The organism is Paragemmobacter kunshanensis (assembly GCF_011059185.1).
GTDB lineage: Bacteria > Pseudomonadota > Alphaproteobacteria > Rhodobacterales > Rhodobacteraceae > Paragemmobacter > Paragemmobacter kunshanensis.
The window spans coordinates 172,346-196,001 of the sequence record NZ_JAALFE010000004.1; the positions used below are offsets into that span (position 1 = coordinate 172,346).

General features: G+C 64.7%; 26 protein-coding genes. 10 read left to right on the forward strand and 16 right to left on the reverse strand.

Annotated elements, in window-relative coordinates:
• Positions 1 to 62: 62 nt before the first annotated feature.
• From G5V65_RS06055 to miaB, 3 genes are all read right to left on the reverse strand, one after another.
• On the reverse strand, positions 63 to 395 hold the full coding sequence (locus G5V65_RS06055) for a hypothetical protein (RefSeq protein ID WP_165047907.1): 333 nt from the start codon (positions 393 to 395) through the stop codon (positions 63 to 65).
• A 14-nt stretch (positions 396 to 409) separates the two neighbouring features.
• Positions 410 to 964: an OmpA family protein gene (locus tag G5V65_RS06060; protein WP_241250464.1), complete on the reverse strand. Its 555-nt coding sequence runs from the start codon at positions 962 to 964 to the stop codon at positions 410 to 412.
• 204 nt (positions 965 to 1,168) lie between these two features.
• Positions 1,169 to 2,485: a tRNA (N6-isopentenyl adenosine(37)-C2)-methylthiotransferase MiaB gene (gene miaB, locus G5V65_RS06065; protein WP_165047909.1), complete on the reverse strand. Its 1,317-nt coding sequence runs from the start codon at positions 2,483 to 2,485 to the stop codon at positions 1,169 to 1,171.
• A gap of 185 nt (positions 2,486 to 2,670) precedes the next feature.
• Here miaB and G5V65_RS06070 point away from each other — a divergent pair, with 185 nt between their 5' ends.
• A complete protein-coding gene (locus tag G5V65_RS06070; protein WP_206526692.1) occupies positions 2,671 to 3,540 on the forward strand; it encodes a hypothetical protein in 870 nt (289 codons plus the stop codon).
• A gap of 37 nt (positions 3,541 to 3,577) precedes the next feature.
• Here G5V65_RS06070 and G5V65_RS06075 read toward each other — a convergent pair whose 3' ends face one another.
• The 4 genes from G5V65_RS06075 to maiA all read right to left on the reverse strand — a co-directional run bounded on the left by G5V65_RS06075 (position 3,578) and on the right by maiA (position 6,026).
• A complete protein-coding gene (locus tag G5V65_RS06075; protein WP_165047914.1) occupies positions 3,578 to 4,213 on the reverse strand; it encodes an NrsF family protein in 636 nt (211 codons plus the stop codon).
• Entirely contained in the window at positions 4,210 to 4,755 is a 546-nt protein-coding gene (locus G5V65_RS06080) for a sigma-70 family RNA polymerase sigma factor (RefSeq protein WP_165047916.1), read from the reverse strand. The genes G5V65_RS06075 and G5V65_RS06080 overlap by 4 nt, the downstream gene beginning before the upstream one ends.
• A 103-nt stretch (positions 4,756 to 4,858) precedes the next feature.
• Positions 4,859 to 5,344, reverse strand: a complete 486-nt coding sequence (locus tag G5V65_RS06085) for a MarR family winged helix-turn-helix transcriptional regulator (RefSeq protein ID WP_165047918.1) — start codon at positions 5,342 to 5,344, stop codon at positions 4,859 to 4,861.
• Between the two features lie 43 nt (positions 5,345 to 5,387).
• Positions 5,388 to 6,026 (reverse strand): maleylacetoacetate isomerase, encoded by a 639-nt coding sequence (gene maiA / locus G5V65_RS06090; RefSeq protein WP_206526693.1) that lies wholly within the window; start codon positions 6,024 to 6,026, stop codon positions 5,388 to 5,390.
• A 103-nt stretch (positions 6,027 to 6,129) separates the two neighbouring features.
• Between maiA and hmgA the strand changes: the two genes are divergently transcribed.
• The 5 genes from hmgA to G5V65_RS06115 are packed head-to-tail and all read left to right on the forward strand — an operon-like array spanning position 6,130 to position 11,590.
• Positions 6,130 to 7,491 (forward strand): homogentisate 1,2-dioxygenase, encoded by a 1,362-nt coding sequence (gene hmgA, locus G5V65_RS06095; protein ID WP_165047921.1) that lies wholly within the window; start codon positions 6,130 to 6,132, stop codon positions 7,489 to 7,491.
• Positions 7,492 to 7,545: 54 nt separating this feature from the next.
• A complete protein-coding gene (fahA, locus tag G5V65_RS06100; RefSeq protein WP_165047923.1) occupies positions 7,546 to 8,799 on the forward strand; it encodes a fumarylacetoacetase in 1,254 nt (417 codons plus the stop codon).
• A gap of 11 nt (positions 8,800 to 8,810) precedes the next feature.
• Positions 8,811 to 9,761: an MBL fold metallo-hydrolase gene (locus G5V65_RS06105; RefSeq protein WP_165047925.1), complete on the forward strand. Its 951-nt coding sequence runs from the start codon at positions 8,811 to 8,813 to the stop codon at positions 9,759 to 9,761.
• Positions 9,762 to 9,767: 6 nt separating this feature from the next.
• Positions 9,768 to 11,396 (forward strand): FAD-dependent oxidoreductase, encoded by a 1,629-nt coding sequence (locus tag G5V65_RS06110; RefSeq protein WP_165047927.1) that lies wholly within the window; start codon positions 9,768 to 9,770, stop codon positions 11,394 to 11,396.
• Complete coding sequence (locus G5V65_RS06115) at positions 11,390 to 11,590, forward strand: DUF2783 domain-containing protein (protein WP_165047929.1); 201 nt, start codon at positions 11,390 to 11,392, stop codon at positions 11,588 to 11,590. The genes G5V65_RS06110 and G5V65_RS06115 overlap by 7 nt, the downstream gene beginning before the upstream one ends.
• Positions 11,591 to 11,701: 111 nt before the next feature.
• Here the strand turns inward: G5V65_RS06115 and hppD are convergent, their stop codons facing one another.
• Positions 11,702 to 12,799 carry a 4-hydroxyphenylpyruvate dioxygenase gene (gene hppD, locus G5V65_RS06120; RefSeq protein ID WP_165047932.1) on the reverse strand — a complete coding sequence of 366 codons (1,098 nt, stop codon included), beginning with the start codon at positions 12,797 to 12,799 and terminating at the stop codon, positions 11,702 to 11,704.
• Between the two features lie 140 nt (positions 12,800 to 12,939).
• On the opposite strand from hppD, the gene G5V65_RS06125 reads away from it, so the two are divergent.
• Positions 12,940 to 13,392: an Lrp/AsnC family transcriptional regulator gene (locus tag G5V65_RS06125; RefSeq protein WP_206526694.1), complete on the forward strand. Its 453-nt coding sequence runs from the start codon at positions 12,940 to 12,942 to the stop codon at positions 13,390 to 13,392.
• Here G5V65_RS06125 and G5V65_RS06130 read toward each other — a convergent pair.
• From G5V65_RS06130 to G5V65_RS06140, 3 genes are read right to left on the reverse strand one after another with little or no spacing between them, the layout of a single operon-like run.
• Positions 13,389 to 13,703 (reverse strand): 2Fe-2S iron-sulfur cluster-binding protein, encoded by a 315-nt coding sequence (locus G5V65_RS06130; RefSeq protein WP_165047934.1) that lies wholly within the window; start codon positions 13,701 to 13,703, stop codon positions 13,389 to 13,391. The genes G5V65_RS06125 and G5V65_RS06130 overlap by 4 nt on opposite strands.
• Before the next feature lie 10 nt (positions 13,704 to 13,713).
• The gene (locus G5V65_RS06135) at positions 13,714 to 15,006 is read right to left on the reverse strand and encodes a glutamine synthetase family protein (RefSeq protein ID WP_165047936.1); all 1,293 of its coding nucleotides are present in this window, start codon (positions 15,004 to 15,006) and stop codon (positions 13,714 to 13,716) included.
• A gap of 32 nt (positions 15,007 to 15,038) precedes the next feature.
• Entirely contained in the window at positions 15,039 to 16,295 is a 1,257-nt protein-coding gene (locus G5V65_RS06140) for a cytochrome P450 (protein WP_165047939.1), read from the reverse strand.
• A gap of 71 nt (positions 16,296 to 16,366) precedes the next feature.
• Between G5V65_RS06140 and G5V65_RS06145 the strand changes: the two genes are divergently transcribed.
• Positions 16,367 to 17,083 carry a type 1 glutamine amidotransferase gene (locus G5V65_RS06145; protein ID WP_165047941.1) on the forward strand — a complete coding sequence of 239 codons (717 nt, stop codon included), beginning with the start codon at positions 16,367 to 16,369 and terminating at the stop codon, positions 17,081 to 17,083.
• Here the strand turns inward: G5V65_RS06145 and G5V65_RS06150 are convergent.
• The 5 genes from G5V65_RS06150 to G5V65_RS06170 form a co-directional block, all read right to left on the reverse strand.
• Positions 17,080 to 17,748, reverse strand: coding sequence for a GntR family transcriptional regulator (locus G5V65_RS06150; RefSeq protein ID WP_165047943.1), 669 nt, complete (start codon positions 17,746 to 17,748; stop codon positions 17,080 to 17,082). The two genes, G5V65_RS06145 and G5V65_RS06150, sit on opposite strands and share 4 nt — an antisense overlap.
• A 63-nt stretch (positions 17,749 to 17,811) precedes the next feature.
• Positions 17,812 to 18,678 (reverse strand): MBL fold metallo-hydrolase, encoded by an 867-nt coding sequence (locus G5V65_RS06155; protein WP_165047945.1) that lies wholly within the window; start codon positions 18,676 to 18,678, stop codon positions 17,812 to 17,814.
• Positions 18,679 to 18,689: 11 nt separating this feature from the next.
• On the reverse strand, positions 18,690 to 19,640 hold the full coding sequence (locus G5V65_RS06160) for a class II histone deacetylase (RefSeq protein ID WP_449301102.1): 951 nt from the start codon (positions 19,638 to 19,640) through the stop codon (positions 18,690 to 18,692).
• 157 nt (positions 19,641 to 19,797) lie between these two features.
• Positions 19,798 to 21,150: an aminotransferase class III-fold pyridoxal phosphate-dependent enzyme gene (locus tag G5V65_RS06165; protein ID WP_165047950.1), complete on the reverse strand. Its 1,353-nt coding sequence runs from the start codon at positions 21,148 to 21,150 to the stop codon at positions 19,798 to 19,800.
• A gap of 19 nt (positions 21,151 to 21,169) precedes the next feature.
• Positions 21,170 to 21,955 carry an IclR family transcriptional regulator gene (locus G5V65_RS06170; RefSeq protein WP_165047952.1) on the reverse strand — a complete coding sequence of 262 codons (786 nt, stop codon included), beginning with the start codon at positions 21,953 to 21,955 and terminating at the stop codon, positions 21,170 to 21,172.
• Between the two features lie 143 nt (positions 21,956 to 22,098).
• On the opposite strand from G5V65_RS06170, the gene G5V65_RS06175 reads away from it, so the two are divergent.
• Positions 22,099 to 23,046, forward strand: coding sequence for a tripartite tricarboxylate transporter substrate binding protein (locus G5V65_RS06175; protein WP_165047954.1), 948 nt, complete (start codon positions 22,099 to 22,101; stop codon positions 23,044 to 23,046).
• A 57-nt stretch (positions 23,047 to 23,103) separates the two neighbouring features.
• Entirely contained in the window at positions 23,104 to 23,655 is a 552-nt protein-coding gene (locus tag G5V65_RS06180; protein WP_165047957.1) for a tripartite tricarboxylate transporter TctB family protein, read from the forward strand.
• Position 23,656: the final 1 nt, after the last annotated feature.

Consider the following 23,656-nt stretch of genomic DNA (forward strand, 5'->3'; position numbering starts at 1 on the left):
CAAGCGAAGGGGCCGCGCCTTTCGGCACGGCCCCTGCATCGGACGGTCCTGCACCGCCGGGATCAGTTCGAAGGCACCCAGTCCCGCAGGGTCCTCGACTTCGTCTCGTAGTTGCCGATCACGGTTCCCGGGGGATAGCGGTTGTTGCAGATCGGCAGGCCACTCGCCGGGTCGTAGCGCGGGCTCGAATATCCCTCGATCCCGTCATCAATGATCCAGTTCTGGCATCCATCCGGATCATAGGCGATTGCCGCCTCGCCGTTGACCAGCGCGCCCCGGTCCAGAAAGCCCCGGTCGTTTCCGGTTGCGATCACATCGTTCGGGCCACTGTAGGGCCGGATCCCGCAGGCCGAAAGGCCAAGGCCCATAACCAGCACCAACCCAATACGGGCCATGTTCACACCAACCATCACCGACCCCACGTATAGCAGACAACTTCGACCCGGCGGTTCTGCTGCATGCCTTCCGCCGTCGCATTGCTGGCCCGGGGCTGCCGCTCACCGTAGCCGATCATCCGTTCCACCGGGGCCCCGACGGATTGCGCCACGGCAGCAACCGCTGCCGCGCGGCGCTGTGACAGGCGCATGTTGTATTCATCCGAGGCGCGGCTGTCGGTATGGCCGTAGATGGCATAGCCGAAGGCCCCCGCCGACTGGAAGAAGCTCTGCAACCGCGCACGGCCATGGGCCGTAAGCTGGGCGCTGTCCGTGGCGAACAGCGTGTCGGTATTCTCGACAAGGCAGAGATTGCGCTTCAGGCAGACCGGCTTGCCGGTCGCAGGGTCACGGCGGGGCACCATGTAGCCCTCGACCCCGCCATCGGCCCACCAGTGCATGCATCCATCATCGTCGATCCATGCACCCCAATCTATCTTGCCCTTCACCTCGGGCGCTGACTGGGCTTTCAGATCTGCCGGGGCACCTGCGGCCACGAACAGACAAAGCGCGCCGAAAATCGCGCGCATCGAGTACCGAAACAAGCCGAAGCCCTCCTCGTTAACAGATCACCACATACAGATACTCACCCGCAGGATTGCCGTTGCTTGGCCGACAAAGCAAGCAGATTCATGGCCCTTGCAAGGGACCAGGGCAAAGGCCCGCAGCCAAGGTTCGCACAATTGCGCCATTCCAGCGGGATTGTCGCAGGATCGGAAACCGCGCGCCCTGCGTCAGAGCCTTTCACCCGCAAGCGAATTGGGCGCAGACGCCTTGATGCGTACACGCACCAGATCGCCCACCCGCGCTTCGGGATCGGTCACATGCACGGCATGGAGATGGTCGGACTTGCCCACCATCTGCCCCGGCAGTCGCCCGGTCTTCTCGTAAAGCACACCCACCTCGCGGCCGACCATCGCCTCTTGCGCCGCGCGCTGCTGCGCCGTGATCAGCGCCTGCAAGTCCTGCAGGCGTGCATCGGCGACCTCGGCCGGAACCGGTGCCTTCTCCGCAGCCGGCGTGCCGGGCCGGGCAGAATACTTGAAGCTGAACGAAGCGCCAAAACCGACCGTGCGGATCAGATCCATCGTATCCGCGAAATCGGCATCACTTTCGCCGGGAAAGCCCACGATGAAATCCGAAGACAGCAGGATATCGGGTCTTGCGGCGCGGATACGCTCCACCAGGCGGAAATACTGCTCGCGCGTGTGCTTGCGGTTCATCGCCTTCAGGATCCGGTCCGATCCGGATTGCACCGGCAAGTGCAGGTAGGGCATCAGTTTCGGCTCGTCCCCATGCGCGGCGATCAGGTCGTCTTCCATGTCATTGGGATGGCTGGTCGTGTAGCGGATCCGCTCCAGCCCGTCGATGCGTGCCAATTCCCGCACCAGCCGGGCCAGGCCCCAATCCCCCCCGGCGCCGGCACCGTGATAGGCATTCACGTTCTGCCCCAGAAGGGTGATCTCGCGCACGCCCCTGTCCACCAGCGCCCGCGCCTCGCGCAAGAGACGCTCCACCGGACGGCTGACCTCGGCCCCCCGCGTATAGGGAACCACGCAGAAGGCACAGAACTTGTCACACCCTTCCTGCACCGTCAGAAAGGCCGACGGCCCGCGAAGGACCTTGCGTTCGGGCATATGATTGAACTTGTCCTCGGCGGGGAACTCTGTGTCCACGGCCTTGCCGCCCTGCGCCAGCTTGTCCACCATCCCCGGCAGGCGATGATAGCTTTGCGGGCCGACAACCAGATCGACCAGCGGCATCCTGCGCAGGATCTCGTCGCCCTCGGCCTGCGCCACGCAGCCTGCCACGCCGATCTTCAGATCCGGCTTTGCCGCCTTCAGGGGCTTCAACCGACCCAGATCGGAATAGAGCTTCTCCGATGCCTTTTCACGGATATGACAGGTGTTCAGCAGAACCATGTCCGCCTCTTCCTGCACATCGGTCGTGACATAGCCCTCTGCACCCAGGACTTCTGCCATGCGCTCGCTGTCATAGACATTCATCTGACAGCCATAGGTCTTGATGAAAAGCTTCTTCGGTTCAGCCATGGCGCACCCCTGTTCCGCAGCTTCGCCCCTTACACGCAAAAGCCGAGGCTCTGCAATCATCCGGGACTTGCGACCTTTCCACACCGCGGGGCTTGCAAATCGCCCGTCCATGCCGGACCTTGGCGGCGATCGCCCGCAGCCACCAGTCGCGGGCACTGTGCTGTTCGGGGTCTCGGGGCAGGTCCATGCAATATGAAAGCCTGTCGGGCTATATCACCGCGATGGCGGCCACGCCACCCAAGGGCCCCATGGCCATCATCCTGGCCGAAGACCCGACCGAGGTGGATACCACGCTTCGCCATCACCTTCAGGCCGGTTTCCGCGATGTCCTGATGCTTGCGCCAGAGGGGATCGACCTGCCACCCGGCCTGGAAGGCCAGGTTCATCGCATCAGCCACGACACCCATGCCGAGAATTCGCTCGTTACCGCCGTGAACCGCCTGATCGAGGCCTTCCCCGGCCTTTGGATGTATTACTGCTTCAACGGCGAATACCTTTTCTACCCCTTCTGCGAGACGCGCACCGTGCGCGACCTGATCGCCTTCCATGCCGAAGAACGGCGCGATGCGATGCTGACCTATGTGATCGACCTCTATGCCGAAGATCTCGATCGCTTTCCCAATGCGGTCAGCCTCGAGAATGCCCATCTCGACAGATCGGGTTATTATGCCCTCGCGCGCCAGGATCCCGAAAACAACTGGCACCCCAAGGAACGCCAGCTGGATTTCTTCGGCGGCCTGCGCTGGCGGTTCGAGGAACATGTTCCGTGGACCCGCCGAAAGATCGACCGCATCTCGCTGTTCAAGTCGCGCAAGGGGCTGGTCCTGTCACCCGATTTCGTCTTCTCGGATGAAGAGTACAACACCTATGCCTGCCCCTGGCACAACAACCTGACGGCCTGCGTCTGTTCCTTCCGCACGGCCAAGGCGTTGAAGACGAATCCCGGGTCCAGATGGGAAATCAACAGCTTTCGCTGGCACAATTCCACCGCCTTCCAGTGGCCTTCGCAGCAGCTTATGGATCTGGGCCTTATGGAACCCGGTCAATGGTTCTGACACCTGCCCCGGTTGATCGAGGCCGTCGCAGCCCGCGTCACCAGCGCAGCAGCCGCCTGCCGACAAGCGCCGCGAAGATCGTCACGGACAGGATCGCCACGCCGTACCAGGTCACATAGAAAAGCGGGTTGTCCTGCGTGCAGAACAGCGAATATCCGGCGGCAATCCCGGCACCGACCGTCAACCCGGCCATGCCACCGGCCAGCAGGGGTGATGCCGGGGCCCCGCGCCGCAGCACCATGAAGGCAGGAACAAGCGCAGGCAGCGACAGGCCGATGATCAGGCCCAGGCATTCGGTCAGCGCGAACCGCGACACATCGGCAAAGCGCAGATCCCCGGGCAAGCTGGCAAAGGCCATGGCCCAAAGCCCCGCCGCAAGGACAGCAGGCAGGATCAGGGCGCGCGGCAACCGGGGCAGGCGTTCGGGCCGCATCATCCCCACCGTCACGGGCAGCGCCAGCAGGAACAGCATCAGCGGCAGCGCGGACTTCGCCGCGATCACCGGCTGGCCCAGCGCCGTCATCAATCCCGCGCGCGGGCCTGCCATCACAAGGAAGACCGCCGATACAACGACAACAGCCCCGATCAGGGCGAGCCCCGCCAAGCCCGGCCGCAATCTCCGCGGCGGCTGCGCATCGGCCGCAAGGACCCGGATCAGATCATCGGTCTTCATCGCTCCAGCCCTCTCGCCAGTCGCGCCATCTTCTGTATCGCCCGATGCAGGGCCACCCGCACCGCGCCTTCCGTCATTTCCATCCGCGCCCCCACTTCGGCCGTGGAATGGCCATCCAGACTGACCGCCCGCACGATGGCCGCGGACCGCGCGTCCAGTTGCCCGATCAGCCTGGCACTGTCACGGGCCGCCAGCAGGTCGGGGCCTGTCTCGGCCTCCAGCACATCGGCGAAATCCTCGATCGACAGGTGAAGCGAACTTCCCTTCCGCCGGTAGGCATCCACGATCTTGTGCCGCGTCACCGCATAGAGCCAGGGCAGCAACGGGGCCGTCTGATCCCAGGTGTGGCGCTTGGTGTGAATGGCGATCAACACCTCCTGCAACACATCCTCTTGTCCTTCCACCCCCAGCGTCCGCCCGCGCGCCCGGACAATGCCCCGCAGAACCGGCGTGATCTGGCCAAGGAAAAGGGCATAGGCCTGCCCGTCCCCTGCCATTGCCGCGCGAAGCAATGCCGACCAGTTCGTTTCGCGATCCGTCATCCAGTCAGCCTATACGCGGATCCCACGGGATCTGTTACACATCACCTGCAACCTCGCGCCATTGCGCGGGCATCTTCCGCGGGCCCCTGCCCGGCACGCCACCCTAGTCGTCGCCCGGTGTGACATCGGGATCACCCTGCGCCGCGATGCTGCGCAGCACAGCGTCGATCTGCGTGGCCACACCGTCCCCCAGTCTCTTCCGCAACTCCGCATCATAGGCCAGCGCACGCTGGCCCAGGTCGCGGAAAACCCGCCTGCCCCCGTCCGTCAGCGACAGGATCTCGGCTCGTCGGTCTTCAGGACTGGTCGCCCGCTGCAACAGACCCTCCGCCTCCAGCGCCGCCACGGCACGGCTGACCTTGGTTTTCTCGATATGGCTGATGCGGCAGATGTCGCGCGCCGTCATCGCCCCGAACTTGCCCAGATTGGCCAGCACCCGCCATTGCGTGCGCGTCATGCCATATTCGGCCTTGTAGCTCGCCTGAAAGGAGCGCGAGGTCGCCTCCGCGGCCTGGTTCAACAGATAGGGCAGAAACCCCTCGAGATCGAACTCCTGCCCGGTCTCCCGCTGCTTTGGCACGTCACTCATCGCCCACTCCGCTTGCCGGGCCAGACTGCCATGCCCGGGGCCATCATGCCAAGGGTTTCACCCTGTCGGGATGGGCCTCGGAGACGGCTGCCAGACGGTCCAACCTTTCGCAGATCGCCGACAGGCGCGGATAGGGGGAAAGATCGACATGCCAGCGCCACGCATTATAGACCTGCGGCACAAGGCAAAGATCGGCCAGCCCCGGCCTGTCCCCATGGCAGAACTGGCCTTCGGGACCCTGGCCCAGCAGCCCCTCGAACCCTTCCAGACCCAGCGCGATGAAATGGCGCATCCATCCTTCCATCGTGGCCTCCCCGCCAAGCGCCACGGCATGACGCGCCACGCGCAGGTTGCAGACGGGCTGCGTTTCCATCGCGATGGCATGGGCCAGCGCGCGCACCCGCGCCCGCCCTGCGGCATCGGCCGGCAGGAACCCGGCCAGGCGCGTCTCATCCAGATATTCAAGGATGGCAAGGGATTGGGTCAGGCGCAGGCCGTCGATCTCCAGCACCGGCACAAGGCCCTGAGGATTGGCGGCCAGATGGTCCGCGCCCCGTTGCGCCCCGGCAACCAGATCCACGGCAACGCGCCGATAGGGCAACCCGATCAAGTTCAGCCCGATCCGCACACGATAGGCCGATGACGACCGCCAGTAGTCGTGAAGAACGATATCCTGCCGCATCCCGCACCCAATCCGATTTGCCAGAGTCAGCTTTACCTTGACTTGGTTGCAGATGCAACTAATACTGGAGCCCGGACACTGTCGCGTGATGCCAGAGGATCAGATGACCAGTCACACCCTTCCCGCGGGCATGATCCGCGCCGTCAGCAACCTTGGCCCGCATGAAGGCTATATGCCCGGCTTCGGGAACGACTTCGAAACCGAAGCCCTTCCCGGCGCGCTGCCACAAGGCATGAACAGCCCGCAGAAATGCAATTACGGCCTTTATGGCGAACAGCTTTCCGGCACCGCCTTCACCGCGCCCAGCCATCAGAACGAAAGGACCTGGTGCTATCGCATCCGGCCCTCGGTGAAGCACACCCATCGCTTCCGCAAGATCGACGTGCCGCTCTGGAAATCCGCCCCTTGCATCGACCCCGAGATCATCAGCCTTGGCCAGTATCGCTGGGATCCGCTTGCCGTTCCGGATGAGCCGCTGACATGGATCACCGGGATGCGCACCATGGTGACGGCGGGCGATGTGAACACGCAGGTCGGCATGGCCAGCCATGTCTATCTGGTGACCGAGTCGATGAAGGACGAATATTTCTTCTCGGCCGATGGCGAGTTGCTGGTCGTTCCGCAGGAAGGCCGCCTTCGCTTCTGCACCGAACTTGGCATCATCGACATCGAGCCGCAGGAAATCGCCATTCTGCCGCGCGGCCTTGTCTACCGCGTCGAGGTGCTGGAAGGCCCCTGCCGCGGCTTCGTCTGCGAGAATTACGGCCAGAAATTCACCCTGCCGGGCCGTGGCCCCATCGGGGCGAACTGCATGGCCAACCCGCGCGATTTCAAGACGCCGGTCGCCGCCTTCGAAGACCGCGAGGTTCCCTCGACCGTCACCGTGAAATGGTGCGGCCAATTTCATCAGACCGCAATCGGCCACAGCCCGCTGGACGTGGTCGCCTGGCATGGCAACTACGCCCCGTGCAAATACGATCTGCGCACCTATTGCCCCGTGGGCGCCATCCTGTTCGATCACCCCGATCCGTCGATCTTCACCGTTCTGACAGCGCCTTCAGGTATCGAAGGCACGGCGAACATCGACTTCGTCCTGTTCCGCGATCGCTGGATGGTGGCCGAAAACACCTTCCGCCCGCCGTGGTATCACAAGAACGTCATGTCCGAACTGATGGGCAATATCCATGGCATCTACGACGCCAAACCCAAGGGATTTGTCCCCGGCGGGATGAGCCTGCACAACTGCATGCTTCCGCACGGCCCCGACAAGCAGGCCTTCGAGGGCGCGTCGAATGCCGATCTGAAGGCGGAAAAGCTGGAAGACACCATGTCCTTCATGTTCGAAACCCGCTTTCCGCAGCACCTGACGCCCTTCGCCGCCCAGGCGGGTCACCTGCAGGAAGACTATATCGATTGCTGGGGCAGTCTCGAAAAGAAATTCGACGGCACCCCCGGCGTAAAGTGATCGTGGCGGGGGAACACCCCGCCCGACAGCCCCCAAATCTGCAAAGGAAGGCATATGGGCCTGCTCCGTTCCTGGGTGCAAAGCGCGAATGCGCCGGACTGCCCCTTTCCCCTGAACAACCTGCCCTGCGGCGTCTTCTCGACAGCCGAGGACGAGCCACGCTGCGGCATGGCCATCGGGGATTTCGTCCTCGATCTGGCCGGGCTGGAAGAGGCGGGCCTTGTCACCTTCGACGCAGGCCCCCTACTGGATGTGCCCTTCTGGAATGACCTGATGGAAGCGGGCCCTGCGGTCTGGGCCGACCTGCGCGCCCGGATCACCGAACTTCTGGCGGAAGGCGCGACAGAAAAGGCCGCAGTCGAACCCTTCCTTGCGCCACTGTCCGAAGTGACGCTGCACATGCCGTTCCTCGTCAGCGAATACACCGACTTTTACGCAGGCCGGCACCATGCCACCAATGTGGGCACCATGTTCCGCGGGGCCGAGAACGCCCTGCCGCCAAACTGGCTTCACATTCCCATCGGCTATAACGGGCGTGCCTCCTCCGTCATCGTGTCGGGAACCGATCTGCGCCGCCCCTGGGGCCAGGTGAAGGGACCGGATCACCCGGCCCCGTCCTTCCAGCCGTCACGCCGCTTCGACATCGAACTGGAGATGGGCGCCGTCGTGGGCACTTCCTCCACCGGCCCCGTCACCGTGGCCGAGGCGGATGCCATGATCTTCGGCTATGTCCTGCTGAACGACTGGTCCGCCCGCGATATCCAGGCGTGGGAATATCAACCGCTCGGCCCGTTCCAGGCCAAGGCCACGGCCACCACCATCTCGCCATGGATCGTGATGAAATCCGCGCTGGAACCCTTCCGCGTGCCCACCCCGCAACGCGAGGTGCCGCTTCTTCCGCACCTCCGGGAACCCGGCCCGATGCTTTACGACATCGCGCTTGAGGTGGGGATCACGCCAGAAGGCGGAACCGAAACCATCATCGCGCGCACCAACTATCGCGAGATGTATTACTCCGCCGCCCAGCAACTTGCCCATCACACCACCAGCGGCTGTCCGATGAACACGGGTGATCTGCTGGGGTCTGGCACCATCTCCGGCCCCGACAAGGACAGCCGCGGCAGCCTGCTGGAACTGTCCTGGGGCGGCAAGGAACCCATCGCCATCACTGGCGGGACCAGAACCTTCATCGAAGACAACGACACCCTCACCCTGCGCGGCCACTGCGCCGGGGATGGCTTCACCATCGGCTTCGGCGCCTGTGTCGGGAAAGTCCTGCCCGCGCTTGCCGACCCCTACGCAAGATAAGGAACATCCCCATGGCCAAGGCCTTTGCCTCGCAGGGCGACCTCAGCGAAAAGAAGATCAGCTTCACCGAAATCGGCGAGGGCCTCTATGCCTTCACCGCCGAGGGCGATCCCAATTCGGGCGTCATCATCGGCGATGACAGCGTGATGGTGGTCGAGGCGCAGGCCACCCCGCGCCTTGCGCAAAAGGTGATCGACTGCATCCGCAGCGTCACCGACAAACCGATCAGCCATGTCGTGCTGACCCATTACCACGCCGTCCGCGTGCTGGGGGCATCCGCCTTCAACGCGCCGCAGATCATCATGTCCGAAGCCGCCCGCAACATGGTGGCCGAACGCGGGCAGGAAGACTGGGACAGCGAGTTCCAGCGCTTCCCCCGCCTGTTTCAGGGCCATGAAAGCATCCCCGGCCTGACCTGGCCCACCACCACCTTCAACGGCAAGATGACGGTCTGGCTGGGCAAGCGCCGGGTGGATATCTGCCAGCTGGGCCGCGCCCATACGGCGGGCGATGCGGTGATCCATGTGCCCGACCAGAACGTGATGTTCACCGGCGACATCGTCGAGGCGCATTCCGCCTGCTATTGCGGCGACGGCCATTTCGCCGATTGGGGCAACACACTCGAGGCGATCCGCGCCTATGACCTTGCCGCCATCGCACCGGGGCGGGGCGATGCCGTGATCGGCTCTGCCGCCGTCAATGCCGCGCTCGACCGGACCAAGGATTTCGTCGACAGCACCTATCGCCCCGTCGCCCGCGTCGCCGCCCGCAATGGCAGCCTGAAAGAGGCCTGGGATGCCTGCCGCGCCGAATGCGACCCGAAATTCAGGGATTACGCGATCTACGAACATTGCCTGCCCTTCAACGTCGCCCGCGCCTATGACGAGGCGCGCGGCATCCACCATCCCCGCATCTGGACCGCCCAGCGCGATCTGGAGATGTGGGCAGCCCTGCAGGGATAATCCGGCATGACGATCCAGCAACGCTACGACCTGGCCTTCACCCTCTACCCCTACGCCCATTCGCCCGATCAGGATGCCCCCGGGCCGCGCCGCCACAAGGTCGTCGTGGTGGGGGGTGGCCCCATCGGGCTGGCCATGGCGCTGGACCTTGGCCGCCGGGGCGTGCCTGTCCTGCTGCTGGACGATCACGAAGGGGTTGGCGCGGGCAGCCGCGCCATCTGCTTTGCCAAACGCACGCTGGAGATCTGCGACAGGCTCGGCGCGGCGGGCCCGATGCTGGACAAGGGCGTTGTCTGGAATGTCGGCAAGGTGTTTCACGATGACCGCCTCCTCTACGAATTCAACCTGCTTCCCGAAGACGGCCATGCCTTCCCGGCCTTCATCAACCTGCAGCAACCCTGGTTCGAGAAATTCCTGCACGATGCCATCCTTCAGGCGCAGGCCGCCGGCGCCCCGATCGAGATCCGGGGCAGGAACCGCGTCGATGCGGTCACCCATGATGACAATGGCGCCCTGCTGGACGTCACCACCCCCGATGGCCCCTACCAAATCGCCGCCGACTGGCTGATCGCCTGCGACGGCGCGCGCAGCCCGCTTCGGTCCATGCTGGGGCTGAATTTCGATGGCCGGGTGTTCGAGGACAACTTCCTGATCGCCGATGTCCGCATGAACGCCCCCTTCCCGACCGAGCGCTGGTTCTGGTTCGAACCGCATTTCCGATCGGGCGACTCGGCGCTCTTGCACAAGCAACCCGATGGCATCTGGCGGATCGACTTCCAGCTTGGCTGGAACATCGACCGCAAACACGAACTGGAACCCGCCAATATCCGCCGCCGCGTCGATGCCATGCTGGGCCCGGATGTGGAATATGATCTTGTCTGGACCTCGATCTACACCTTCCAGTGCCGCCGGATGGAACGCTTCTGCCATGGCAGGGTGATCTTTGCGGGCGATGCCGCGCATCAGGTATCCCCCTTTGGCGCACGCGGGGCCAATTCCGGCATTCAGGACGTCGACAATCTGGGCTGGAAACTCGCCGCAGTGATCAATGGCAACGCCCCCGACCGCCTGCTCGACAGCTATGATGCCGAACGCGTGCAGGCCGCGGACGAGAACATCCTGAATTCCACACGTTCGACGGATTTCATCACGCCGAAATCGACCGTGTCGAAACTCTTCCGCAACGCCGTTCTCGATCTGGCGGCCCAACTGCCCTTTGCCCGCACCATCGTGAATTCCGGTCGCCTTTCGCTGCCCTGCACGCATGACGGCTCCGCGCTGAACGGGCCGGACGATCCCTCCCTTCCCATGCGCAGCCGCCCGGGCAGCCCCTGCCCCGATGCGCCCACGCCCGAAGGCTGGCTGCTGAACCGCCTGTCACCGGGCTTCACCCTGTTGACGATTGATGCCGATGCCCCCGACACGACCGTTGCGCATGGCCAGACCATCCCCCGCCTTGCGCTGACCGCGGCTGACAACCCCGCGCTGGCCAGCCGCTACCTCGGCGATGCCGCCAGCGCCGTCTACCTGATCCGGCCCGATCAGCATGTCGCCGCTCGCTGGCAGGCCCATGACGCCCCCGCCATCGCAACAGCCCTTGCCCGCGCCCTGTCCCTGGAGCCTGCCGGATGCTGACCACCACCCCGAACCTGACCCGCCCCGATGACAGCTACGCCGCCCTCATCGCCGCCCATGACGGGCTGACAGAGGCGGAAAGCCACGCGCTGAACGCCCGCCTGATCCTGATCCTGATGAACGAAGTGGGCGATCACGCGACCATCGCCGAAGCCATCCGAACGGCGCGCGAAACAACCGGCAGCGCGGCCTGATCTTCATCTTGGCCCAAATACCCCAAAAAACCTGAGCCAAGCGCGAAGGCGCGCAGGCGAGGCAAAATCAATGCGCGGACCCGCCCCCGGCGGGGCCGCGCTCAATTCACTTCAAACCGGCTGCAGCACGCCGCGGTCGATCTGATCCTGTTCGATGCTTTCGAAAAGCGCGCGGAAATTGCCCTCTCCGAACCCGTCATCGCCCTTGCGCTGGATGAATTCAAAGAAGATCGGCCCGATCACCGTCTTGGAGAAGATCTGCAGCAGGATCTTCGTCGCGCCGCCATCCACCACGCCTTCGCCATCAATCAGGATGCCATGCTTCGCCATCCGGTCGACGGGCTCGCTGTGGCCCGTGACGCGGGTCCGGGACAGGTCGTAATAGGCCATCGGCGGCTTTGGCATGAACTTCAAGCCACGCTCGGCAATGGCATCGGTGGCCGAATAGATGTCATCACAGCCCACCGCGATGTGCTGGATGCCTGCGCCATTATAGCGTTTCAGGTATTCGACGATCTGCCCCGTCTCGCCGCGATCCTCGTTCACCGGGATGCGGATGCGGCCACAGGGGCTGGTCAGCGCGCGGGAATGCAGGCCGCTGAACTTGCCCTCGATGTCGAAGAACCGGATCTGGCGGAAATTGAACAGGCGACCGTAGAAGTCGAACCACTTGTCCATATTGCCGCGATGCACGTTATGCGTCAGGTGATCAAGATAGTGGAACCCCACACCCGCAGGCTTCGGCGCAGAGACCCAGTCGAAATCTGCGTCATAGGGGCTGCTGCCATCACCATATTGATCGGTGAGATAGATCAGGGATCCGCCGATCCCCACAATCGCGGGCAGATCCAGCACCCGGTCCGCCCCGGTATAGGGCGTGGCGCCCAGGGCCACGGCATGGGCATGGGCATGGGCCGCATCCGCCACCCGCCAGCCCATCGACGGCGCGCAAGGGCCGTGTTCGGCGACAAAGCGGCGGGCATGACTGCCCGGTTCGTCGTTCAGCACATAGGTGATGTCGCCCTGCTGCCACAACTCCACCGCCTTGGTCTTGTGCCGCGCGGTCAGGGCATAGCCCATCCGCGCAAACAGCGCGCGCAACTCATCCGGGTTGGGATGGGCGAATTCCACGAATTCGAACCCGTCTGTCCCGGCCGGATTCTCCGGGCTGATGCTGGCGCGGGGGGCGTGATGCGGGAAGGGGCCCATCGGAATTCCTTTCAGAAAGCGGATACATCCATGATGTTCGCATCTTTCCCACGCGTCCGGCGCGCGAAATTCGGCTTCTCTTTCGTAATATATGCGCGCAATCTCCGCGAAACCCACCAATCACGCGGATTTCCTGCATCATGGATGAGATCGATTCCCGCCTGCTCGCCACGCTGCAACGCGAGGCAGACATCACGGCCCAGGATCTGGGTGATCGGCTCGGCCTTTCTGCCAGTCAGGCCGCCCGCCGCAAGGCGCGGCTCGAGGCGGACGGGTTCATCACCGGCTACAGCGCCCGCCTCGCCCCGCCGCGGCTGGGTCTGACCGTGCAGGCCTTCGTGCAGGTGCAGATGGCCGCCCACAGCCCCGAAACGGCACAGGGCTTTCTGCGGCTGATCGGCACCCTGCCCGAAATCGTGGCCTGCTGGACGCTGACAGGCGAGGCCGATTACCTTCTGCGGGTCTGGTGCGCCGATCTGCCCGCGCTGAACGCGCTGATCCACCACCGCCTGCTGCCCCACCCCGCCGTGGCGCGCGTGCAAAGCCAGATCGTGATGGATCAGCCCAAGGCCGATGCGGGCCTGCCGGTCTAGACGGCTGGAACCTGAACCACGATCCCGTCCAGCGCGGCCGTCATCGTGATCTGGCAGGACAGGCGCGATGTGGGTTGCCGCTCCGCCTCGGTGATGTCCAGCATATCCGCCTCGAACACGCCCGGCTTCCCCGCCCGCGCCGCCCAGTCCGGATCAACAACCACATGGCAGGTCGCGCAGGACAGCGACCCCCCGCATTCCCCCACCACCCCCGGAATGCCGCGCGCCACGGCGGCCTGCATCAGGTTCATCCCTTCGGCCACGTCCAGCGTGATCGCGCGCCCATCGGGCAGTTTCCATGTCGCCTGCATGACAGCCCCCTCAGACATACCAGATGTAATAGTCGCGCAGCGCCGCCCCTTCGAGGCCCGCCGTCTTGTCCACCTCGATCCGCTTCATGAAGATGTGGTGTTCGGCGATCTCTGGCCCCAGGGCTGCGCAGAGCGCGGTATCTGCCTCAAGATCATCCATCGCCTCGGCCAGCGAAGCCGCGACGCCAAAGCCTGCATCAATGCGGTCAAAGCAATCTCCCGCCTCGGCCTCTGGCAGGGGATAGGCGTTCTCCATCCCCAGACGCGCCGCCTGCAACAGGGCGGCCAGCGCGGTGTAGGGGTTGCAGGAGGCATCGGCCATACGGTGTTCCAGCCGGGTCTTCGCCCCGCCCTCTTCCGACACGCGCACGGTGACGCCACGGTGATCGCCGCCCCAGTTGCACCAATAGCCGGACATCGAGGCCGGTTGCAGGCGCAGATAGGATCCGACCGTGGGCGCCAGGATACCCGCCAACCCCTTGTGATGCCGCATCCACCCCGCCACGCAGCCCCGCGCCAGATCGTTCATGTGATCCGGGCCGCCCTTCGGCCCGGTCGCCAAGGCGTTCTTGCCAGCCGCATCCGCGAAAGAGAGGTTGAAATGCAACCCCGATCCGCCCTTTTCCAGAATGGGTTTGGGCAGGAAGGTCAGAAGGATCCCATGTTCCAGCGCCACTTCGCGCGCCATCTGCCGGAACAGGACCATCTCGTCGACAGCCTTCACCGCCTCGTCATAGGCCAGTGTGAATTCATATTGCGGGGTGTCGTATTCGGCGGTGATCAGTTCAAGCCGGAACCCCGCCTCTTCGGCCCGATGCCAGATCGCATCGGTGAATCCGGCCGGATCGGCAAAGGGGCCGGTGCCATAGACGATGCCGCCCGGCGCATGCAGGGGCGACAGGCCGCCATCTTCGCCAATCTCGAAGGCGAAGGCCTCAAGCTCGATCCCCACCTTCGGGGTCAGGCCATGCCGTCCCCAATCCGCCACCGCACGCTTCAGCGCGCCGCGCGGGCAAAGCGGCAGCGGCGCGCCGTCGCTGTCATACAGATCGCCCGTCACCACCCTTGTGCCCGGCTCCCATCCATCGCGGATTTCGGTGCCGTCCCAGCGGAACTCCATGTCGGGGATGCCTTCGCGGCATTTCGTATGGGGCGCATCAAGGATCAGGTCCTTGTCCCAATGCACGCTGAAGGTCGGCCGTGCCAGCCGGGTGCCATCGGATTTCATCTTCGACGCGGGCAGATACTTGCCGCGCATCAGGCTGAGATGGTCGCAGAACATGGCCCTGAGGCGGTCCGCCATGATGTTACTCCCTGTTCACTGTTTTTCTTGGTTCATTTCAATGTCACGCGGACAGGCAGCGATTTCAGCCCGGCCACGAAGTTGGATCGCAGGAATTTCTGTTCTCCCGCAGGTTCGATCGACTTGATCCGCTTGGCGAGTTCCTGAAACAGCACCCGCACCTCCAGCCGCGCCAGCCACATGCCCAGGCACAGATGCGGCCCGCCCTGCCCAAAGGCCAGGTGGCGGTTGGGCGTGCGCGCCAGATCCACGCGGAAGGGTTGATCGAAGGCCGCCTCGTCGCGATTGGCCGAGGCATACCAGTAAAGCACCTTGTCGCCCGCCCTGATCTGCTTTCCATGCATCTCGAAATCGCGCGTCGCTGTCCGGCGGAAATAGGATGTGGGCGACGCCCAGCGGATGATCTCGTCTGCCATGGTGTCATCCACCGCCCCGCTCTGGATCTGCGCCAGAAGTTCGGGCTGATGCGCCAGCGCCTGTATGCCCGCCGCGATGGAATAGCGCGTGGTGTCATTGCCCGCCGCCACGATCAGGCAGAAGAAGTTGCGAAACTCGTTCTCCGGCAGGACAGATCCATCGGGACCGGGTTGCAGGATCAGGTGCAACACCCCCGACGTATCCCCCGCCGCGGTTTTCCGCTGCATCAGATCGCGCGCATAGACGAACAGTTCCGCCCCCGCGGGCGAGTTGAAGGGCATCATCCGGAACTCATCCGTCGTCAGCTTGTCCAGCACGTGATCGGTGAAATCCGGGTCGGTATTGGCGATCAGCGCATCGCCCTTTTCCACCAGCCACGGCAGGTCTTCATCCGGCAGGCCGACGATCCGGCCCAGCATCCGCATCGGCAATTCGCGGGCAATCTCCTTGGTTGCATCGAAGGTGCCCTTGGCAAGCGCAGAGTCGAGGATATCAACGCAAAGATCGCGGATCGCCTCTTCAAACCCCGCCACCACAGGTTTCGAGAATGCCTTCGCAACCTTGACCCGCGTCATCATGTGTTCGGGCGGATCGGTCTCCTGGAATGTGCGGCGGGCGAGGTATTCCTCATAGCTCTGATCCTCCATCCTTATGCCGCGGGCCGAGGAAAGAAGGTCGGGCTTGCCGTTCAGCGCATGGATATCGGCATGCCGGGTGACAGACCAGAAGGGCAGGCCCTGATCCCATTCCGTCCAGTGCATCGGATCATCCCGGCGCAGGCGGGCAAAGGTGTTGTGCGGCGCACCGGTCAGAAAGGTGTCATGGCTGGTCAGATCGGCATGGCCATCATCGGTGGGTGTCCAGACCGTCATCATTGGCTCCTTGCCGCAGCTTGGTTTTTTGCATAATGATATGGCTTATAAATATGTAAAGGAAAATATGCATGCATATCGGGCTGCTCGTGACGAATACGGACGACACCGCCTTCGCCGCGCGCCACCCGCGGGATGCGGCGAAGTTCACAGCGCTGATCCATGCTGCACGTCCCGGCTGGCAGGTCACGCCCTTTGATCTTCCGAAAGGGGAATTCCCCGTTTCCCCGCAGGAATTCGATGGCCTTCTGATCGGGGGCAGCCCGGCCTCCGTGCTGGATGACGCAGGCTGGATCACCCGGTTGATGGACCTGATCCGCACAGCCCATACCGCGGGAATTCCGATCGTGGGGGCCTGTTTCGGGCATCAGGCCGTGGCACAGGCCCTTGGTGGCCGCGTGGGGCCGAATCCCGGCCCCTTCATCCTTGGCGCGGCCGAAACCCGCATCACGGCCCCTGCGCCCTGGATGGCGGATCCCGCAACGATCCGCCTGGCTGCCGCCCATGGCGAGCAGGTGCTGGAACTTCCCCCGGATGCCGAGATCATCGGTCAGTCCGAAGGCTGCCCTGTGGCGGCCTATCGCATCGGAACCCGGGTCTTCGCCACCCAGTACCACCCCGAGATGACCCCCGGCTTCATCGCAGCCCTGGTCGAGGAATTCGCCCCGAAATTCCCCCCCGCCGTTGGCGCGGCCGCGCGCCAGTCGCTGCGGGCGGGCATCGAAGGCCCGCGCTTCGCCGAATGGATCGCCCGTTTCTTCGAACAGGCCGCCCCCGGCGCGGCCTAGGACAGGGCGGCGATCAGGTCCATCGCGGTGACCTGGTCGAACTGCACATGCTGCTGCATCGCAGACTCCGCCCCAAGGGAATCGCGGTCGGTGATCAGCCGCGCGATGGCGCGGTGTTCGGCCGCTGATCGTGGGATCGCCCCGGCAAAGCGATAGCGCGCCCGGTAATAGGCCAGCAGCCTGCGTGCATTGGTCTTGAGCGATTCCAGCAATACCCCGTTGCCCGAGGCAATCGCCACGCATTCATGGAATCGCAGGTTGTGCTGGTAATAACCATCCGGATCGGCATCAGGATTGGCGGCGGCATGCGCCTCGCAGGCGCGGACCGCCGCTTCCAGATCGGCTGCCCCCTGCCGCGACAGGCGCCGCGCAGCAAGGCCCGCCGCCTGCCCCTCCAGCTTGGCATGCACTTCCAGAATGGCCAGGAACTCCTCCAGCGTCGGCCGGAAGATCGTCGCGCCCTTGCGTGGCAAACGCCGGACAAGACCCAGCGCCTCCAGATAGAGGATGGCCTCACGGACAGGGGTGCGCGAAACGCCATAGCTTTCCGCAAGCTCCGCCTCGTCCAGCAGATCACCGGGATTGAGCTGCCCAAGGTCGATCCGCGCCAGCACATGCTGGACAAGCGTCGGGATCTGGGGGCCGGGAAAGGGGATGCTGGTCATGGTCCTGCCGCGTCACGGATGGGCGCGACCCTGCCATGCGGGGGCGGCCTTGTCACCCCCGGCCTACCCAAGCAGAGGCAGGTCGATCCGCAGCCCGTCCCGCCCGACATGCAAGGGCCCCTGCCAATGCGGGGCGCAGGCACACTGCCAGTCGGTCACGCCGAAATCGGGATCGTCGGACGGGATCAGATGATGCAGCGCCAGCGCCCCGACACCTGCCTCCGCGGCCACCCTTGCCGCATCTTCGGCCAGGGTATGCGCCCGCAGCCAATGCGCCATCAGCCGGTCATCCCCATTGCCGATGCGGCGCTGCAGGGCCTCCAGCCCCTCGGCCAGCATCGCCTCATGGATCAGCAGATCCGCCCCGCGCGCGAAATCGGCCAGCGCGGGATTATGCGCCGTATCCCCCGAAAAGACGACATGCCGCCCCGCCCCCCGAAAGGACAGCGACCAGCTTTCCCTCAGCGGTGGATGGATCGAAGGCATGGCGACGGCTGTGATACCGCCTTCGATGATCGCCTCGCCATCCCGGATCACATGACAGGACACCAGATCGCGCAGATCGGGCCGTCCCTCATCCTCGATCCTTGTGTCGATGTCTTCCCGCATCGAAAGGAAGAACCCCTCGAAATAGGCAGCCAGCCCCGATGGCCCCCAGATGCGGACCGGGGTTTTCAATCCGGCAGTCCAGGCCGTGTGCAGCAAGGGGCCGAGTTCCAGATAGTGGTCCGAATGCAGATGGGTGATGAATACGGTGCGGATATCCTTCAGCGCCATGCCCTGATCGCAAAGGCCACGCGTCACACCAAGGCCTGCATCGACAACGATGCGCTGCCCGCCAAGCGACAGCAGCGATGACGTGGGCATCGGCGATCCGCTGCGGATGGCAGGGCCGCCCTTGGTGCCAAGCAGCGCGACGAAATCAGTCATCGGGTCTTCCTTCACAGGCCGAAAGCATCTGCCATGGCGGCAAGCCTCCGGGATTCCAGCGCGTCGAATTCCGGTGGCGGTTGCTGGGCCTGCAGGAGATCCAGCAGCGGATCGACCACCGCCGTCTGCTGCCCCGAAAGGGTTTCCATGATCGCATGCCCGCAGAAGGGCACCATCACCTCGGAATAGCCACCCTCATGCACCAGAACCAGCCGTCCGGCGCAAAGCGCATCGGCGGCCTGCATCAGCCGCGCGGTCATCGCACGATAGGTGCCGGAATGCGCCATCATCCGCGCCAAAGGGTCCAGCCCATTGGCATCCAGCCCCGAGGCCACGACGATCAGATCCGGGCGGAACCGTTCCAGCGCGGGCAGGATGATCCGGTCCATCGCGGCGAGATAGCTTTCATGTCCACCCCCCGGCAGCAGGGGAATGTTGATGTTCGCACCCTCTCCCGCGCCCGCCCCGCGTTCCGCTGTCGACCCCAGATGCACCGGATAGCAGGCATTCTGATGGACCGAGATCGTCAGGACATCGGGCCGCTCCCAATAGATCGCCTGCGTCCCGTTGCCGTGATGCACGTCCCAGTCGACGACGGCCACCTTGCCCAGCCCATGCCGTGCCTTCATCTCTTCGATCGCGACGGGGATATTGGCCATCAGGCAGAACCCCATGGAATGATCGGGCATGCAGTGATGCCCCGGCGGGCGCGACAAGGAATAGGCATTGCGCCAGGCCCCGGTCAGCACGCGGTCCATCGCGTGCATGGCCAGCCCGGCAGACAGCGCGGCGATGTCATAGCCGCCATGGCCAAAAGGCGATTCCTCGCCCAGGATTCCCCCATCCGCATCCGAAAGCCGCTTGAATTCGGTCAGGTAGCCGACCGGATGGATCCGGCGCAGCGCCTCATCGGTCGCGGCTTCCCCGCTCTCCACCGTCAGCTTGCGCCACAGACCCGACACCTCCAGCAGGTTCTTGAACCGGCGCTTGGTTTCCGGGTTCTCGGCCGCACCGCCCCCGGCAGGCGGCTGGATCCAGCCGCCGGGCCGCAGGAACAGCGCGGCCTCGCCCGTGGAATGCCAAAGCGTGCGTTCGTCGAAGCAGAAACCCGTCGTCATGTCAAAGCGCCCTGAACCCGGCGTCCAGCGCCGAAAGGATCACCTCGACATCCGCCGCCGTCAGGACAAGGGGCGGCGACAGGATGATGTTCGGCCCCGAAACCCGCACCATCGCTCCCGCGCGATAGGCCGCTTCCTGCACGCGGGCGGGGATCGCCTTGTCGGGCGCGGCCTTGGTGGCACGGTCGGCCACCAGTTCGATGGCCGTCATCAGGCCGTGGCCGCCGCGCACGTCGCCGATGATGTCGTGCCGCGCCATCAACTCCTGCACACCCCGGAAAAGCTGCGTCCCGCGCGCGGCCGCGTTCTCGACCACGTTCAGCCGCTTCGTTTCCGCCAGACAGGCCAGCGCCGCCGCCGCGCCGACAGGGTGGCCGGAATAGGTATAGCCGTGCCCGATGGCCGCCTTGCCGCTGGCATCGCCCTCGAAGACCTCTGCGACAGGTTCGGCGATCATCACGGCGCCGAAGGGGAAATAGCCATTGGTGATGGCCTTCGCCGTGCAGGCGAAATCGGGCTTCACGCCCCACAACCGGCTCCCCGTCCATGCCCCCGTGCGGCCGAAGGCGGTAATCACCTCATCCGCGATCAGCAGGATGCCATGCTTGCGGCAGATCGCCTCCACCCTCGGCATGAAACTTTCATGCGGCGGGATCACGCCGCCTGCGCCAAGGATCGGCTCCATGATGAAGGCGGCAATGGTGCCCGCCCCCTGAAAGGCGATCTCATCCTCCAGCGCGGCAAGGCACAATTGGGCCAGCCGCGCGGGATCGGTCTCGTTGAACGGATTGCGATAGGTATAGGGGGCGGGGATGTGGTGGCAGCCCGGCAGAAGCGGCTCATAGGCCGTGCGGAAATTGGCATTCCCGTTGACCGATGCCCCCCCTGTATGGGTGCCGTGATAGCCCTTCTTCAGCGACAGGTATTTCACCCGCCCGCCCTCGCCCCGGATCTTGTGATACTGCCGCGCCAGCCGCAGCGCGGTTTCCACCGAATCCGACCCGCCCGAGGTGAAGAAGGCCCGCGTCAGGCCATCCGGTTCAAAGAAGGCGCGCAACTCTTCGGCCAGTTCGATGACGCAATCGTTCGAGGTGCCCCGGAAGATCGAATAATAGGGCAACCGGTCAAGCTGCGCGGCAATCGCCGCCTTCACCGGCTGGCAGGAATAGCCCAGATTGACGTTCCACAGCCCCCCCACACCATCGACCACCTCATGCCCGTCGATATCGGTGATCCGCACGCCCTGCCCACCGGTCACGATGGTGGGGGCGTTCTTCAGGCTGTCGGCCGGGGCCGTCATGGGATGCCACAGGCTGCGGGCGTTGTTCGCCTTCAGGAAGTTCTCGTCCTTCATGGCTCTCTCCTTCGGATGTTCAGGTCAGGCGCTGCCACAGCGCGGTGATGCCGGGCGGAACCTGTCCGCCCCAGAGTGTCGCGATTTCCGTTGCCGCCGCCGTGACTTCGCGGCGGATGACGGCATGCAGGTCCGGCGACATCCGGCTGACCGGCACCGCCACGCCCAGCGCGCCCACCACCGCATCCCCCCGCGCGAAAAGCGGCACGGCAAGGCTTTGGGCATCGGACTCGAACGTTCCCGCCGTTTCGGCACAGCCCAGGGCACGCACCTCTGCAAGCCGGGCGCGCAGGCGATCGGGATCCGTCTCCGTAGCTGCCGTCAGGCGCGGCAGGGGGCGGCCAAGCAATGCCTCGCGCTGATCTTCGGGCAGGAAGGCCAGCACTGCCTGCCCGGATGAGGTGGCATGCCAGGGCAGGATGTCGGCATCCTCCATCATCACCTTGGTCGCATGGGCGGGCGAATAGGCAAAGGCGATGGTCACCAGCCTGTCGCCCTCGCGCAGCGAAAGATGCGCCGTCTCGCCCGTCGCCCGCGCCAGCGCCTGCAGCACCGGCATCGCCGCATCGCGGGTCGGCACCGCCGTTTCGCGCAGGGCGGCAAGGCGCAGCACCGCCGGGCCAAGCCGGTATTCCCGCGCCGCGCCGACTTGCTCCACCAACCCGCGCGATTCCATTTCGGTCAGCAGGCGATGGCAGGTCGCCTTGTTCAGGCCCGACAGACGCGCAATCTCGGACAGGCCCACCTGCGCCCTCTGGCGGGTGAAAAGATCAAGCAGATCAAGGGCTTTTCCGACCGTCCCCATGGGCTTTCGCCGCCTCCCCCTGCCGCCCCGCAAAAGCGGAATGCGCGCCATTGCATTTTTGTTGACAGATTGCCGCTTGGCCTGTCAATCTATTTTTCAAACCAACGGTTCAAATAATGAACCACCAACAGCGGAGAAGCCGGATGAAGAAAATCGCCCTTCTGGGCAGCGCGGCTGCGCTTGCCCTCGCCGCCCTCGGCGGGGCAGCCCTTGCCGAATACCCCGAAAAACCCGTCACCTTCGTGGTCCCCTGGCCCCCCGGCGATCTGGAGGATGTGCTGACACGCATGATCGCCGAAGAACTGCAGGCCCAGACCGGCGTTCCGGCAGCCGTCGTGAACAAGCCGGGCGGGGGCGGCGTCGTGGGCGGGCTGGATGTGGCCACCGCGGCACCCGATGGCTACACCATCGGCTCGCTGACCGTCGGCATTCCAACGGTCAAGACCATGGGCCCCGATGCCCAGTTCGCGGCTGACGCGCTCGAACCGGTGGGGATCTTCCTGACCTATCCCTTCCTGATCGCGGCCAAGGCCGACGCCCCCTATTCCAGCATGGCCGAACTGGCCGAATATTCGAAGGCCAACCCCGTGCGCCTTGGCCATTTCGGCTATGGCATCGAACCCACGATGATGACGGTCTATGGAGTGCAGGAACTGGGCGGTGCCTTCAGCGCCGAAGCCGCCTTCGACGCGGTGGATTGCTCCACCCTCGCCAATGGCGACGCGGATGTGATAAACACCACGGCACAGCTGGTGCTGTCCTGCCTGGGCGAAATCAAGGTGCTGGCAACGATCACCGGCGACCGCACCGCGATCACGCCCGATGTCCCGACGCTGGGTGAACAGGTGCCCGCCCTGCAGGGGGCCTCGCTCTGGAACGGGCTCTTCGTGCCCAAGGGCACCCCGCAAGAGGTGAAGGACAAGATCGCCGCCGTGGCGCAGACCGTCGTGGCAAGCGAGGCCGCGCAAGAGATCGCCAAGACGACCGGCGCGCTGGTCTATTGGCAGGATCAGGCGGCGGCGACCGAACAGGTGGCCAAGGACATGGTCGATCTGGCCGCCCTGCGCGAAAAGCTGGGCGTGACCGAGTAAGGTTCGGGCAGGGCGCGGCCTGCGGGCCGCGCCCTGCCCATTTGCGCGGGGGCAAGGATGACGGACCCGGACGAACCACAGGCGAACCGTCTGGAAAGCATGGCGCTGGCGCTCATCTTCGCGGCAATCTCGCTGCTGCTGCTGGCGCTGATCGGGGTGGCCACACGGACGGGGCAGGCTTCGGGCGGGTGGTGGACTCGGCCCGCCTTTGCGCCGGGGATCGCGCTTGCCCTGCTGGTGGCGGCAAATCTGGTGACGCTTTGGCGCGATGCCGCCGATCTGCGGGCGCACCCGGCCACGGCCGAGGAATGGGCAGACGCACGGGCAAAGGTTCTGGGCTGGCTCCGTCCCGCCGAATTCCTCGCCTATTACGCGGCCTATATCTGGGCGATCCAGCATCTGGGCTATTTCCCCGCGACACTGGTCTTCGTCCTTGGCCTGTTGTGGCGGGTCGGACTGCGGGCCGCGCGCTGGATCTGGGCGGGCATCGGGCTTTCGCTCTTCATGATCGCGGTCTTCCGTGCGGGGCTGGGCGTCTGGATGCCCGCGCCCGGGCTTTATGACCTGTTCCCCGATGGCATCCGCCTTGCGCTGATGCGCTGGTTCTGAA